Origin of the sequence: Vagococcus fluvialis (assembly GCF_048815235.1) — a bacterium.
Lineage (GTDB): Bacteria > Bacillota > Bacilli > Lactobacillales > Vagococcaceae > Vagococcus.
In genome coordinates, this window is sequence record NZ_JBMEAO010000019.1 from 14,618 (window position 1) to 29,558 (window position 14,941).

The following is a 14,941-nucleotide window of genomic DNA, read 5'->3' on the forward strand; positions in this document are numbered from 1 at the left end:
AACATAGAGAACAAGCATGAAAAGAGTTTTTTGTGTTAGAATGGGGATACTAATTTATTTAACGAAAGGCGCAATTAAAGAGATGTTAAAAAAGAAAATCGATTATAGCCGAGAATTTTTACAAGAGCAATTACATTTATTTCAATGTCCTAAATGCCAAAGCCAATTTATAGAAGTAAGTGGTAATTCAATTATCTGTCAAAATAGGCATCAATACGACCTATCTAAAAAAGGAACTATTCATTTTCCTAATCATCATTTATCAAGTGATTATGATAAAGAGATGCTACTAAGTCGCAGGAAAATGATTCAACAAGGGATTTATAAACAATTAGAAGAAAAAATAGTATTATTACTTAATGAGTTACCCAAAGAAACAGTTGTTGTTGATATGGGGTGTGGTGAAGGAAGTTTTGTTCAAAGATTAAAAGAGCAAACAACATCTCAAAAAATATTTTCAGGATTTGATTTATCAAAAGACGGGGTACAGTTAGCTAGTGATTTCTCAGAACAAGGCTTCTTTTTTATTGGAGATGTTACAGCAATGCCTTTTCAAGATGAAAGTATTGATTGTTTACTTAATATTTTTTCACCTAGTCACTATGAAGAAATGCTACGTGTTTTAAAACCTGGAGCCATCATGATTAAAGTGATTCCTGAGAGTCATTATTTAAAAGAAATGAGAGAACTTTTTTATCATGATAATCCTGAAAAACAAGAGTACTCTAATGAAAATGTTTATGAAAAATTCAAAAAAGATGTATCTCTGATTCAAGAAGAGAGAGTAACTTATCAAGTTCCTATTTTTCACAAAGATTACGAAGATACCTTAAAAATGTCGCCGATATTATGGGGCGCAAGCGATACAGCCAAAAAATATGCAAAAGAAAATCCGTTTAAAGAGTTGACTATTGATGTGAAAATATTGGTTGGAAAAAAACAGTAATTTTCATATTTGATAGTTGTATAATACCTGAAAGGGTGCTATACTGTTGTAAAGTCATTTTCAAAGGTTTTTATCAGATTCCTGTTCTGATAAAAGTTGTTGAGGGATGACTCCCATCAACGTAACGACTCGCAGTGAACTGACACCGAGGCGATACGTTTTTTTTTATGTGAAAAATACACCTTAAATGATAAATTATAGAGAAAGAAGTTAACTAATATGAACCATATTGTCCTTTTTGAACCACAAATACCTGCGAACACAGGGAACATTGCTAGAACGTGTGCAGCAACTAACACACCATTACATTTGATTGAACCTTTAGGCTTTTCAGTAGACGATAAGCATTTAAAAAGAGCTGGTTTAGATTACTGGCATGATGTTAATATTACCTATCATCCTAACTTAGATAGTTTTTTAGAATCTATTAAAGGAGAAAATCTTCATTTAGTAAGTAAATTTGCTAGAAAAACATATAGTGATGTTGATTATAATGACGGGGAAGATCATTATTTTATTTTCGGTAAAGAAACAACTGGCTTACCAGAAGAATTTATGAGAAGTCATGAGGAAGGGTGTATTCGTATTCCCATGAATGATGAGCATGTTCGTTCATTGAATTTATCTAATACAGCAGCTATGATTATTTATGAGGCTTTAAGACAGCAAGACTTTCCCAATTTAGAAAAAACACATATTTATGACAACGATAAGTTATCCTAAGGAGGATTTTTAGATGAAGTTATATTTTACAAGGCATGGAAAGACTGAGTGGAACCAAGATAGACGTTTTCAAGGAATGGAAGGAGATTCTCCTTTACTGAAAGAAAGTTATATTGAGATTGAGCAGTTAGGAATGCATTTGAAAGATATTTCTTTTGAAAAAATCTATAGTAGCCCTCTTTCTCGTACACGTAAAACAGCTGAAGGAATTAGAAATGAATTAAAAGTAAAACCAGAAATTGTTTTTAGTGACGACTTAAGAGAATTAGGATTGGGTGATTTAGAAGGTCAAAAAATCGACTTAGGGAAACAGTTATACCCAACTCAAATGAGAGCTATGAGAGATTCACCTAGTGAGTATGATCCTAGTCCCTTTAATGGAGAAACCTTTGAAGAGATGCTTGAAAGAAGTCTTCCTTTTGTTCGAGAAAAAATAGCAGAAGCAACAGAAGGGCCTCTATTATTTGTTAGCCATGGAATGACCTTAGGTGGAATTATTCAAACGTTAGTAGGTACACCGTTAAAGGATATTAGAAAAGATGGTGGACTAGCTAATAATAGTTTAAGTGTTATTGATTATACAGATGGCGTGTTTACTTTAGAATTGTGGGATGATGTGAGTTTTTTAGATAAATAAGAGAGTAGAAGGAGAAGTCGCTGATGTTTGATGAAGTAGCAGAAAATGAAAAAAACTATATAGTTGGCCAAGTAGTGACTACCTTTTACGAAAATGCCACTAATTTTTATAAAGTATTACTTGTTAATGTTAAAGATACTAACACGCCGTACATGGCTCAGGAAATAGTTGTTACTGGGACCTTTGGGCAAATTCAAGAAGATGAGATTTACCGCTTTTTTGGCGATATTGTTAATCATCCAAGATACGGAGAGCAGTTAAAAGTTGATAGTTATCAACAAGATAAACCAACTTCTCAAACGGGAATGATTCAATATTTATCAAGTGATAAATTTCCAGGGATAGGTAAAAAAATAGCAGAAAATATTGTGACTGAATTAGGTTCAGATGCTATTGATAAAATAATTGAAAATCCAGATTGCTTACTAGGAATTAAAGGGTTAAACGATAAAAAAATAGCTACTCTTGTTGAAACCATTAAAGAAAACTACGGGATGGAGCAAATTATTGTTGGACTAAATCAATACGGATTTGGTAATCAACTTGCTTTTAGTATTTATCAGTTTTATAAAGAAGAAACCTTAAGTATTATTAACGAAAACCCATACCGATTAGTTGAAGATATTGAAGGTGTTGGTTTTAAAAAGGCAGATGCTTTAGCAGAAAAAATTGGTATTAGTGCAGACTCATCTCAAAGAATTAGAGCAGCTCTTGTTCATGAACTTTTTCAAAGTTGTTTGAACACAGGGAATACTTATATGGAAGCAAGACAGCTTTTAGAGGTTTCTTTAACGACTCTTGAATCCAGTCGTCCAGTTGAAATTCCGCCTTCAGCAGTGGCGGATGAAGTTATTCGTCTTTCTGAAGAAGGGGTTATTATTCAAGAAGGGACGAAGTTATATGAAAAATCTCTTTATTTTTCTGAGGTAGGGATTACAACTTCGATTAAGCGTTTATTAAAACGTAAAAAAGAAATTAAATATCCTGAAAAAGAAATTAATCAAGGGATAAAGGAAATTGAAAAGCTATTCAATATTTCTTATGGCGAATCACAAACGCAAGCGATTAAAGAAGCTGTTACGTCTCCATTCTTTATTTTAACAGGTGGGCCAGGGACAGGGAAAACAACGGTTGTTAATGGAATAGTAACTCTTTTTGCCGAACTTAACGGTTTATCTTTAAACTTAGAAGACTATACACAAGACGTCTTTCCAATTCTTTTAGCCGCTCCAACTGGAAGAGCAGCTAAGCGAATGAATGAGATGACAGGATTACCAGCTAGTACGATTCATAGGCTGTTAGGATTAACTGGTAGAGAAAAGGAAGTCTTAGAAGAAGCTAAAGAATTAGAAGGTGGTTTGTTAATTGTGGATGAGATGTCCATGGTTGATACGTGGTTAGCCAATACCTTATTAAAATCAATACCTAATAATATGCAAGTTATATTTGTTGGAGATAAAGATCAGCTGCCTTCAGTAGGTCCAGGTCAAGTGTTAACTGATTTGTTAGGTGTTGAAGAAATTCCTAAGAGAGAGTTAACTGATATTTATCGTCAAGAAGATGGTTCAACTATTATTTCTTTAGCTCATAGCATTAAAAACGGTAAGTTACCTGATGATTTAACAGTTAATCAAAAGGATCGCTCATTTATTGCCTGTTCAGTGAACCAAATTGAATCAGTTGTCGAACAGGTTGTTTTAAGAGCTAAAGACAAAGGTTTTTCTTCTCAAAATGTCCAAGTCTTAGCCCCAATGTACCGTGGTAAAGCTGGGATAGATCAATTGAATCAAATGATGCAGGGCATTTTAAATGGTAATGATGATGGCACTAGAAAAGAAGTTAAATGGCTCGATAAAGTGTATCGTATTGGGGATAAAGTCCTTCATTTAGTTAATAGCCCAGAGTTTAATGTTTTCAACGGGGACATGGGAGAAATTGTTGGTATTACTTTTGCAAAAGACACAGATGATAAAATTGATGAGATGACGTTATTATTTGATGAAACAGAAGTGACTTATAAAAGACAAGAATGGAATAAGTTTACTTTGGCTTATGCCTGTTCGATTCATAAGTCTCAAGGTAGTGAATTTCAAATGGTTATTCTTCCTCTTGTTAAACAATATGGACGTATGCTCCAGCGAAAATTAATTTATACAGCTGTTACAAGAAGTCGGGATTTATTAATTTTGATGGGTGAGAAAGAAGCTTTTCGATTGGCTATTGAAAGTGAAATGATTCCTCGTCAAACGACCTTGAAAATTCGTTTAGTAGAAGATGAATTTACTTTAAAACGCCAAGAAGAAAGTATGGTTCTCTACGAAGAAGAAAAAACAGAGTTAGTGAAAGAAGAGCTAACAACTCAGCCAAGTGAGATAGAGAAAAAAGAAGAAGTTATTACTTTATTTGATGACGAGGTACAGGAAGAACTTACCAATTATGAGTTGTCACCGCAGCTTGTTATTAATATGAGTATTGACCCAATGATAGGTATGGGGAAAACAACGCCATATGATTTCTTATAAAAAAAGATGACTAAACAGTCATCTTTTTTTATACCCAAAATAGGCGTGAAGTCATACGACATTTAATTTTCTGAGCAGACTTATCAACTATCTCACCGTCTGTCTGACAATACTCAGAAGACTGGGAAGTGACAGTTAATTCTTGAGTAGTAAAATGGTGAATATATTTAGATGAAAGGTGTTTTTTTGAAAGTAAACGTCCAACTAAATAAAAAATAAGGAATAGATTAACTTTTTCTAGTAAAACCACGCTCATTTCATTTTTTTGAATACTTGCAGTAGGATCAATAGCAATTCCCCCACCGAAATAAGGATGATTTGTAATAGAACAGAGATAAGCATTTTCAAAATATTTATTCCCCTCAGGCGTTTCAAAGGATACAGGGAAAGCTTTTTGTTTGCTTAAAACACTAAAAACAGAAAATAAATAAGCTAAAGATCCTAAATGAATTTTATTTAACCATTCTTTAGTTTTTGATTGATTGGCAGTTGAAACAATATGAGCATCTAATCCAATTCCAATATTATTTAGTACTAGTTGAGGTGTCCCTTGGTTTTCAAATGTTGTGGCAATTAATTGGATTTCTGTAGGTTCTTTGACTGCTAGCAGCCGTTTCAAGTCTAATTCAGTTTTTCTTGTTAAAGATAAACCACGAGCAAAATCATTTCCAGAACCCGCAGGTAAATAAGCTATCGGAATATCTATTTGTTCATGTAAGGTATTTGTTACTTCATGCAGAGTTCCATCTCCACCGATGACAAGTAGGAGAGCAGATAGAGGTGTACCTTCTACCCAGGGAACTAAAACGGAATGCATGAGCTTTTGTGTAATTTTATTTTCATGCCCAGGATAATCTGTTACATAGATTTTATACTTTATGTGATGTGTATCTAAAAATTGTTGTGCAATCCCTAAAGTTTTTTTAGCATTACCAGAGCCAGCTTGAGGGTTAACAATTATATGTAAGGTTAGGTTTTTCATTTTTTATCTCCTTTTAAACCAATACTAGTAATATATCAAAAAATGACAGAAAAGTCTTATAGGAATTATTAGTTCTTTAAAGGGTAATTAATTGAATAATGTTGATTAATGTGCTATGTTTAAGTAAGTAGTGTATGAAAAGAAAGGATATGATTGATTTGACAAAACGCATTGGTTTTATTATGGGAAGTTTAAGAAAAGAGTCATTTAGTAAAGTAGTTGCTGATAAATTAGCAGAGTTATTTCCAAGTGATTTCGAGATTGTTTTTCCTGAAATAGGAAGTTTAGAGATGTATAATCAAGATTTAGATGATAATAATGAAACACCCGCTTCATGGTCTGCTTTTCGTGAAGAGGTAAAAGCTTTAGATGGTGTTGTATTTGTTACACCTGAGTACAATCGATCTGTTCCACCAGTTTTAAAAAATGCTTTAGATATTGCTTCTAGACCGTACGGAGCTAATGCTTGGAATAATAAACCAGGTGCTATTGTAAGTGTGTCACCAGGAGCTGTTAGTGGGTTTGGAGCTAATCACCATTTAAGACAAGTATTAACATTCTTAAATGTTCATGCTATGGCTCAACCAGAAGCTTATATTGGTTCAGTGATGAACTTAATTAATGAAGACGGAACAATTAAAGAAGATACAGTTAAATTCTTACAATTAATTGTGGATTCGTATGTTGCTTGGTTTAATCAATTAACAAAATAATAAATAAAAACGAGGTTAGCCTTTTTAGGTTAACCTCGTTTTAGTTAGTTTAAAAGTAATTGTAAACGAACCATGTCCTTTAAGACTAATCCGTTTTCGATGATTTCTTCATTGTAATGATGAACAAAAAAATCTTTATCAATTCCGACAATACGAAATCCCATTTTTTGATAGAGATAAAGTTGTGAAAAACTGGTTGAGCCAGTACCGATATCTAAGACAATAAATCCATTTTCTTTGGCATATTGGATCGCAAAACGTAATGTTTCTTGTCCGTATCCTTTATTTTGATGGTTTTCATGAACTGAGATATTAACAATTTCAATAGAGTCAGGACGTGTTTCAATTAAAACGATAATGCCAACTAAATCAAAATCTTTTAAAACTTCAAAGGTCATACTTCGATTAAAATAATTTTCAACTAATTCCTTTGAAGGATCAGCTTCTAATAACAGGTCAAAATGTTCAGAAGTTAGCTGCGTTACAGGATTGAATATAAGTGTCATTTAATCACCTCGTTTAGTAGTGATTTTAGTATAAAGAGAAATAAAAAAATTATCAATTCTTTTGACATCTGACTCGGAAGGGAGTAAGCTAATAACGTTGCTTTTCAAGCAACCGCAGTTCATTGATACCATCCTGCGATAAAAAAACTAGGAAGGAGATAAGAAAATGGAAAAAAGAGTAGCTCAAACAAATACTCAAACAATTGTTTTTAATGGCTTACTAGCAGCTTTATATATTGGATTAACAGTTATTGTTGCGCCAGTCGCTCAAGGACCTATTCAATTTAGAGTTTCTGAAAGTTTAAATCATTTAGTTGTTTTTAATAAAAAACTGTTGTGGGGAGTTTTTGGTGGAGTCGTTATGTTTAATTTATTTTTCTCAACAGGAGGTCTATTAGATGTGCTATTTGGTGGAGGTCAGACTTTACTAGCACTATTAATTACCGCAGCTTCAGAAAGATGGATTAAAGACGTTAAATGGCGCATGGCACTTAATACACTAGTTTTCTCATTGAGCATGATTTTAATTGCGATAATGATTTGCTTATTAAGTAAACAGCCAATTGGTTCAGTTTTCTTTTGGGGAACGTACGGCTCATTATTTTTAAGTGAATTAGTCATTATGAGCATTTCAGCCCCAATGATTTATTACGTTAATAAATTTGTTAAATTTGATCAATTATAAAAATCAATAAAAGAGGACTTCCTAAAATTAGGAAATCCTCTTTTTTATTATTTATTAGTTTTTACTTAAATCTTCAATTTCAGCTACAAAGAAATCTTTTTTCTCTAAAGCTTTAACAATGATATCACATGTTTCTTGTGTTGTATCTGAAGGTAGGGTAATGATAGTACGTCTAATATACTCATCTTTACCAACATCTAATGTAATACAACTAGCAATATCAGAGTGTTTAGAAATAATTTTAGTCATATTGGCTAAATCACCTTGTTTCCCTGTTGAGGCAACTGTTAATGCGAAGCGTCCTTCTCTAACGTTCCAAGATTGGGAAAGAATAGTTAATAAACTACTGTGAGTTAAAATACCATAAAACATATTATCACTATCTAAAACAGCGATATAAGGAAGCTCCTTAATCGTAAAGAAAATTTTAAAGAATGATGACGTTAAATGAATAAATTTTGTTGAGTTTTTAATTAAATGAGTTACAGGTAAACTCATATCTCCACCGTTTGCTTTGTGGCGATAGATATGCATTTTATAAATGTTCCCTCTAAAAATTCGTCCCGTTTCATCTAATACAGGAATACATCTAAATCCTGATTTCTCTAAGATAGCAATAGCATCTTCTAAAGTACAAGATTCGTTAACAGTTGTTAACTGTCTTTTTGGAATACAGACTGATTCAATAAGCATAAAAAAACGCTCCCTTCATTTTTCTTATTATACTGTCATAATAACATAACCAAATAAAGAAACAAAACAAGTTTTTTATTTTAAGAATAACTTTTCACTATTTTTTTGTTTGACACAGATACTAATAGATGATAAATTAATTTGATGATGACATCCACAGGAGGTATTCACAAGTGGCTATTAGAAAATCAGCATTAGCGTGCTCAGTATGTGGCTCTAGAAATTATTCAAAAGCTGTTAACGATGCTAACAGACGTGAAAGATTAGAAGTAAAGAAATTTTGTAAGTATTGTAAAAAACATACATTGCATAGTGAAACAAAATAAAAAAACAACTTCTAATGGGAGTTGTTTTTTTATGTCAATTTGACTTGAAATGACAAAAAAACTTGAATCAATTAACTTTAAAAGATATAATAGAGAATGTATATTTAAGAATGAACTAAACGACTAAATAAAGTAATGACAAGGAGAATCGTAATGAAATTTTTAAAAGGCGTAGCTGAAGAAATGAAAATCGTTACTTGGCCAGCAAAACCAAAATTAAGAAAAGACGTAATTACAGTTATTCAATCAACATTATTATTTGCAGCCTTCTTTTGGGTAGCGGATTTTGCGATTGATGCAATTATGAAAGCCTTCATTTAATTAGGAAATTACTAGTAATCAAGGCTTGTGGGTGCTATACTATATACAAAGAAAAGAACTTCGGATTTGTCCTGAGGTTTTTTTATTTTATCAAGAAAAGGCGGGAAACCTAAATGGAATCATTTGAAAAATATTGGTATGTCTTACATACATATTCAGGATATGAAAATAAAGTTAAAACAAACATTGAATCACGTGCACAAAGTATGGGAATGGAAGACTTTATTTTTAGAGTAGTTGTTCCTGAACAAGAAGAACGTGAAATCAAAAATGGTAAAGAAAAAGTTTCAGCTAAGAAAACTTTCCCAGGATATGTTTTAGTTGAGATGATGATGACAGATGATTCATGGTATGTTGTCCGTAATACACCAGGAGTAACTGGATTTGTTGGATCACACGGAGCAGGTAGTAAACCAGCACCTTTATTAGACGAAGAAATTAATCACATTTTAGGTGATTTAGGTATTAGTAAACGTGAAGTTGATTTCGACGTAGAAGTTGGCGAAACAGTTACAATCGTTGAAGGAGCTTTCTCTGGTTTAACTGGTGAAATCACAGAAGTTGATAATGAAAAACAAAAATTAAAAGTTAATATTGATATGTTCGGTCGTGAAACAAGTACTGAATTAGACTTTAATCAAATTGATAAGTTATAATATTAAATAAATAAGAGATTGGCTGAAATGGTCAATCTCTTTTTGTATCCAAAAAGGGGAGAAATCGATGAAAAAACGAGTGAATATGATAGTTGTCTTTTTAATAGCTATGTTGTTAACAGGATGTACGAGTGCCTCAACAAAAACTACAAATAAAATAACAAAAGAAAAAATTAAGATGAACATTCCAACCGTTTTTTTACATGGATACAGTGGGAATGTAAGAACTATGGGAACTATGATTAATGAGATAGAAAAACAAGATATAGCGGAAGAAGAAATGACAATAAAAGTATCAAATGAAGGAGAACTAACAGTAGAGACAGAGATTGAAGGAGCGTTTAAAAATAACAATCCAATGATTAATTTAGTTTTTGAAAATAGTAAAAGTGATCAGTGGCATCAAGCTGAATGGATAAAAGTAGCCTTATCTTATTTAAAAGAAAATCACGGTGTTGAGGAAGTTAATCTAGTTGGTTTTTCAATGGGCGGAATCAGCAGTTTCCTTTACATCGAAACTTTTTCAGGTGAAGAAAATCTGCCAGTAGTCAAAAAATTAGTTGCGATTGGCTCGCCTTTTAATGAGTTTTTAGAAATAACAGATCAAAGTGAAGAAAGCATTATTCAAGATGGTCCAAAGGTACTAAGTGAGCAATTAGCCAATTACACGCAATTAATTGCTAATGTTCCAAAAGAAACCTCATTTTTATTAATTGGGGGAGAATTGAGTGAAGAAAATTCAAGTGATGGGACAGTTCCTTTGCATAGTTCATTAGGAATTTTATCTTTATTAGAAAAAAATAATGTGTCGGTAAACTATAAAAAAATTACTGGTAAAAAGGGGAAACATAGCTATTTGAAGAAGAATCAAGAAGTGATTAAAGAGACACAACATTTCATTTGGGAAAATTAAATGCTTGACTTATTAAATATTAGTCGTTAAGATATGGAACAAGTATTACTTTTTTAACGAAGTAGGGAATAAGAAATGAGCCTCAGAAAGTCGATGGTTGCTGTGAATCGACCCAACTTATTTACCGAATTACACTAAAAGAGAAACAATTAAATAATAAATTTAAAGATAAAAGTAATTAAAATACTTTTTAAAACTAAGGTGGTACCGCGAGTTAAGTCGCCCTTATAGATATAGTGATATATCTATGAGGGCGACTTTTTTTATTTATTATTTTCTAGGAGGAAGAAAGATGAGACAAAGTTGTGGGGGAATTATTCGTTATCGCAAATCTAGTAGTTAAAGATTAACCAACTAGAGGAGAGAAAGAAAATGAATAAAAAAATAGGATTATTAGAATCAAGTATTGTATTAGGGATAATTATTTTAAGTATTTCAGTGGGTGTGATTGGGTTAAAATTATCACCTAGTATCACCATACTATTTGCGATTAGTGTGAGTATTTTATACGTTGCCATCAAAAAAATGCCATTAGACATTATTAATACAGGTATCATATCAGGATTAAAACCAGGTATTATTCCGATATTTATCTTTTTATTAGTAGGGGCTTTGATTTCAGTTTGGATTCAAGCAGGAATTATCCCAACGTTAATGGTGGTTGGATTTAATATCATTAGTGTGAAATGGTTTGTTCCGTCAGTTTTCTTAGTGTGTGCGATTGTCGGAAGTGCTGTAGGTAGTGCGTTTACAGTTATGTCGACGATTGGAATTGCTTTTTTTGGTATTGGAACAACAATTGGTTTGAACCCAGCTTTAGTGGTAGGGGCAATTGTTTCAGGTTCTGTGTTTGGAGATAAAATGTCTCCACTTTCAGAATCAACCAACTTAGCATCAGCCATAGTAGGCGCAGACCTTTTTAAACACATCAAACATTTAATGTGGTCAACAGTTCCAGCATTTATTGTGTCATTAGTATTATTTGCGATTATGGGAATGAATAGTTCAAATGTTGATTTAAGTGAAATTGATACAGTTGTTAATGTTTTAGAAAGTAACTTTTCAATTTCAGCTTGGGCAATTGTGCCAATCGCTTTAATGTTAATCTGTGCGTGGAAAAAAATACCAGCTATTATCACAATTTTACTTAATGTTATTGTTGCTATTATTATGGTTCTTATTCAAAGTCCTTCCACATCAATTGCGACAATTGCTTCAGTTGTCGAAAAAGGATTTGTTTCAGAAACAGGTAATCAAGAAATTGATTTATTATTATCTCGTGGTGGTATTGAAAGTATGATGCCAACAGTTGCGTTGATTATTTTAACCTTATCATTAGGTGGTATCTTAATGGAAATGGGATTAATCACAACAGTTATCGAAGCTTTAGTTAGAAAATTAAATAGTACATGGCAATTAATAGTTATTACGCTATTTTCAAGTATTGGTGTCAATATCTTCGTTGGGGAGCAGTTCTTATCAGTAATCTTACCAGGGAATGCCTTTAAACAAGCCTTTAAGGATAAAAACTTGGATCCAGTTGTTCTAAGTCGGACGTTAGAAGATGGTGGGACTGTTATCAATTACCTAATTCCTTGGGGAGTAGCTGGAGGATTTGTTGCTAGTACATTTGGTGTTCCTACAATGACTTACTTACCATTTGTTTTCTTTAGTTTATTATCGCCAGTCTTTTCTATCATCAGTGCTGTGACAGGGATTGGTGTCTTACACTTAGATGAAGAAAAAGAGAAATCAATGGTATAATAGGTACAAAAGGAGTGGTTATTTATGACAAAAGATAAGTTGTTGAAATCTGAAAAAATCAGACAAAAAAATGATAAACTTCGTGCCAAAGGAAAAGACCCATTAAAAGGATGGGGAAAAATGGTAAATACAGGCTTTGGTGGAATTAATAAATCTTCAGGAGCTGTAGATACTAAAGTTTTTATTGCGGAACAACAAAAAGAAATTTCAAGAGAAAATGAACGTAAAAATCAATAAAGCAAAACAGAGTGCTACTCCAAAATTTTTTTGGGTGAGTACTCTGTTTTTTTAGTTAGTATAAATTTTTTTGAGAGACTAGGTTAATTAATATGGTTCGTTAGTATGCCATTTAAAGCTAGTTTGATAAGTCATATCTTCTTCAAACCACGCGGTGAAATTGGTGCCCCATACGTTATTAAACAAGTTAACAAAGATTCCATCGTTTAAATCAGGAATCTGATTATCAAATTTTAGTAAACCTCGTCTACCAAGAGAAAAAATAGGCGAGTCATAGGATGTAATGTTAAATTCACCTTCATATCCTGTATAAGTTAAACCTTCGTCAGAAAGACAATGTAAGTTTCTATTGCCATTTGCTACCACGTTTTGAGGCGAAACAGGATGAGATATTTTTTCCATAACCCATCTAGTTGGATTTGCAACTGAAATACTCGTTTCTAACCAATAAGATTCAGGCATAGGATTGGCTTTTTTTTCTTTCCAAGAGTAAGTTAAATCAATTTGTTTTGTCTCTAAATCAATCGTATATATTAATTGATTTGTCTTAGGGAGTCCCCAGTTACTTATCTCAGTATCTTTGTAAGTAACATTTAAAACAATTTTAATGTTTTTATCTGACACAGTCATACTCGAGTTTGTAATAAAAGGTTTTATAATCTCGTGTCTAATCTCTTGGTAAGCAGCGATTCCTCTACGACCATGATCTCCTAATGCCCATGAGGAAGTCCAATTTGTTAGTCGGCAATAATTCTTGTAATAACTCATATAGTCAGAGAAGTCAAAACGCTCGTAAGATAAGCCGCCAAATTCTTTTCCATCTTCAATAAGATGATAGCCATCGATAATAAGTTGATTCAATCCTCCAGTTGTACTGAAACTGAGGGTGACATTATCAAAAGTGTAAGGAACTCCAGGAATGATATCGATATTTTGATTTATGTCTACTATATTATTCGTCGTTTCTTTTAGTACTTGATAGGCTTCTTTTTGTAAATCAACTGGTAGTAGATTAATAGCTTTTTCTAAATAGTTCCGTTGTTCTAACCACGAAGCTTCATAAATACTATAGCGTCGGCGGTCACTCATTTCTTTCAACTCGATATCCGTACTGATATAAGACATTAAGTCACCGTAATCCATGTACTTACGATCATGTTGGAAGGTAATTAAATCTTTTTTTCTAGCTTCTTCAAATTCATTTAGTAAGAAATGACTATAATCAGGTAAATAGACGTTTCCATTTACTCCCCAAGTATGTTCTGCAACCATAAGGAGTTGAGCTGAAAATTCTTTGTATAACAGAGAGTCTTTTGTTATTTTTCCATCTTTTATCCATTCTTTTCTCAGTCTAAGAAGAGCTCTGTAAGTTGCTGTTTTTTTAGGATCTGAGGTTAAACCATGTATCCAAGTGTCTGCAATTTCTTCTTCTATTATAGGAAGCTCTTTTTGATAAGGCAAGATAGCTTCAGCAAAAGCATCTAAAGTAGATGGGATTATGTCATAATCAGGATATTTCTGTTCAAGGTCTTTAAATAATTCCTCAATTTCTTCTACGGTTTGAGGAGGACCAGCATTATCATGACTATGGGCAAAGTAAAGAGCGTCGTTCCACTCTTCTTTTTCAAAAACTTCACCATAATCAGAAGCATAATGGACAATGAGTTCAGAACCATCAAAAGCTTTCCAAATAAAAATCTTAGGGATTTTTGGGATAGCTGAACTAGCATTAACACCTATATGAAGGTATTTGATACCAGCTTTTTCTAAGTAGGGAACCATACTAATGGTGTGTCCAGGAATATCAGTTAGTTTTGAAGCAATTGTTGTTTTATTAAATTCTGTATCTAGTTCTTTAGAAATAGATAAAGCATATTCCATTAAATCATCATCAAGTAACTCGGTATGTGTTGTGAAAGGTAAACCATGCCAACGAATAGTACCTTCTTTAATAGCTTTACGCATGTCATCCTTATTGCTATCAGATATATCTGGGTGTTTTAAATAAAAATCAATTAACCATGATCCTGTTGTCCATGTGAATTTTTTAGGTATTTTATTACCTAATTCAATAGCTTTTGGAATAAAATCATATAAATAGGTATGAGTGACATTTTCTGCCAAATCTGTAAAGCCAATGTCTAAATGTGTTTTGTAGATAACGTGAAGTTTTTTCTTCATTTTGTATACATCCTCTCCAATGATAAAAGTTCATTTAGTTAATTTCGTAAAGCGTTTTCATTTTATATGAGTTAAGTTGTTATTAACTTATATGAATTCATTATAGTTTTTCTGTATAGTAAACCAATGTATTATA

At 32.4% G+C, this 14,941-nt stretch carries 16 protein-coding genes; 12 read left to right on the forward strand and 4 right to left on the reverse strand.

The window, feature by feature from the left end; all coding sequences use genetic code 11:
• Positions 1-16: 16 nt before the first annotated feature.
• From ACODH8_RS12165 to ACODH8_RS12180, 4 genes are all read left to right on the forward strand, one after another.
• On the forward strand, positions 17-946 hold the full coding sequence (locus tag ACODH8_RS12165) for a methyltransferase domain-containing protein (RefSeq protein ID WP_332467131.1): 930 nt from the start codon (positions 17-19) through the stop codon (positions 944-946).
• Between the two features lie 219 nt (positions 947-1,165).
• Positions 1,166-1,669 (forward strand): tRNA (uridine(34)/cytosine(34)/5-carboxymethylaminomethyluridine(34)-2'-O)-methyltransferase TrmL, encoded by a 504-nt coding sequence (trmL, locus tag ACODH8_RS12170; RefSeq protein ID WP_332467130.1) that lies wholly within the window; start codon positions 1,166-1,168, stop codon positions 1,667-1,669.
• Positions 1,670-1,682: 13 nt separating this feature from the next.
• Positions 1,683-2,306 (forward strand): histidine phosphatase family protein, encoded by a 624-nt coding sequence (locus tag ACODH8_RS12175; RefSeq protein WP_332467129.1) that lies wholly within the window; start codon positions 1,683-1,685, stop codon positions 2,304-2,306.
• A 23-nt stretch (positions 2,307-2,329) separates the two neighbouring features.
• Positions 2,330-4,828: an ATP-dependent RecD-like DNA helicase gene (locus ACODH8_RS12180; RefSeq protein WP_332467128.1), complete on the forward strand. Its 2,499-nt coding sequence runs from the start codon at positions 2,330-2,332 to the stop codon at positions 4,826-4,828.
• A 28-nt stretch (positions 4,829-4,856) separates the two neighbouring features.
• Here the strand turns inward: ACODH8_RS12180 and ACODH8_RS12185 are convergent, their stop codons facing one another.
• Positions 4,857-5,810 (reverse strand): diacylglycerol/lipid kinase family protein, encoded by a 954-nt coding sequence (locus ACODH8_RS12185; RefSeq protein WP_332467127.1) that lies wholly within the window; start codon positions 5,808-5,810, stop codon positions 4,857-4,859.
• Positions 5,811-5,968: 158 nt separating this feature from the next.
• Here ACODH8_RS12185 and ACODH8_RS12190 point away from each other — a divergent pair, with 158 nt between their 5' ends.
• Positions 5,969-6,523: an NAD(P)H-dependent oxidoreductase gene (locus ACODH8_RS12190; RefSeq protein WP_332467143.1), complete on the forward strand. Its 555-nt coding sequence runs from the start codon at positions 5,969-5,971 to the stop codon at positions 6,521-6,523.
• Between the two features lie 44 nt (positions 6,524-6,567).
• Here the strand turns inward: ACODH8_RS12190 and ACODH8_RS12195 are convergent, their stop codons facing one another.
• A complete protein-coding gene (locus ACODH8_RS12195) occupies positions 6,568-7,029 on the reverse strand; it encodes a GNAT family N-acetyltransferase (protein ID WP_332467126.1) in 462 nt (153 codons plus the stop codon).
• Positions 7,030-7,195: 166 nt separating this feature from the next.
• On the opposite strand from ACODH8_RS12195, the gene ACODH8_RS12200 reads away from it, so the two are divergent.
• Positions 7,196-7,714 (forward strand): QueT transporter family protein, encoded by a 519-nt coding sequence (locus tag ACODH8_RS12200; protein ID WP_332467125.1) that lies wholly within the window; start codon positions 7,196-7,198, stop codon positions 7,712-7,714.
• A gap of 54 nt (positions 7,715-7,768) precedes the next feature.
• Here the strand turns inward: ACODH8_RS12200 and cbpA are convergent, their stop codons facing one another.
• Entirely contained in the window at positions 7,769-8,407 is a 639-nt protein-coding gene (gene cbpA / locus ACODH8_RS12205) for a cyclic di-AMP binding protein CbpA (protein WP_332467124.1), read from the reverse strand.
• 173 nt (positions 8,408-8,580) lie between these two features.
• Here cbpA and rpmG point away from each other — a divergent pair, with 173 nt between their 5' ends.
• The 6 genes from rpmG (at position 8,581) to ACODH8_RS12235 (ending at position 12,624) form a co-directional block, all read left to right on the forward strand.
• Positions 8,581-8,733 (forward strand): 50S ribosomal protein L33, encoded by a 153-nt coding sequence (rpmG, locus tag ACODH8_RS12210; RefSeq protein WP_086341202.1) that lies wholly within the window; start codon positions 8,581-8,583, stop codon positions 8,731-8,733.
• A 153-nt stretch (positions 8,734-8,886) separates the two neighbouring features.
• A complete protein-coding gene (secE, locus tag ACODH8_RS12215; RefSeq protein ID WP_332467123.1) occupies positions 8,887-9,054 on the forward strand; it encodes a preprotein translocase subunit SecE in 168 nt (55 codons plus the stop codon).
• Between the two features lie 113 nt (positions 9,055-9,167).
• Complete coding sequence (nusG, locus tag ACODH8_RS12220; RefSeq protein WP_332467122.1) at positions 9,168-9,710, forward strand: transcription termination/antitermination protein NusG; 543 nt, start codon at positions 9,168-9,170, stop codon at positions 9,708-9,710.
• Positions 9,711-9,777: 67 nt separating this feature from the next.
• On the forward strand, positions 9,778-10,623 hold the full coding sequence (locus ACODH8_RS12225) for an alpha/beta fold hydrolase (RefSeq protein ID WP_332467121.1): 846 nt from the start codon (positions 9,778-9,780) through the stop codon (positions 10,621-10,623).
• Positions 10,624-10,995: 372 nt separating this feature from the next.
• A complete protein-coding gene (nhaC, locus tag ACODH8_RS12230) occupies positions 10,996-12,387 on the forward strand; it encodes a Na+/H+ antiporter NhaC (RefSeq protein ID WP_332467120.1) in 1,392 nt (463 codons plus the stop codon).
• Positions 12,388-12,411: 24 nt separating this feature from the next.
• On the forward strand, positions 12,412-12,624 hold the full coding sequence (locus ACODH8_RS12235; protein WP_332467119.1) for a hypothetical protein: 213 nt from the start codon (positions 12,412-12,414) through the stop codon (positions 12,622-12,624).
• Between the two features lie 87 nt (positions 12,625-12,711).
• On the opposite strand, the gene ACODH8_RS12240 is transcribed toward ACODH8_RS12235, so the two are convergent.
• Positions 12,712-14,805, reverse strand: a complete 2,094-nt coding sequence (locus ACODH8_RS12240) for a DUF5054 domain-containing protein (RefSeq protein WP_332467118.1) — start codon at positions 14,803-14,805, stop codon at positions 12,712-12,714.
• Positions 14,806-14,941: the final 136 nt, after the last annotated feature.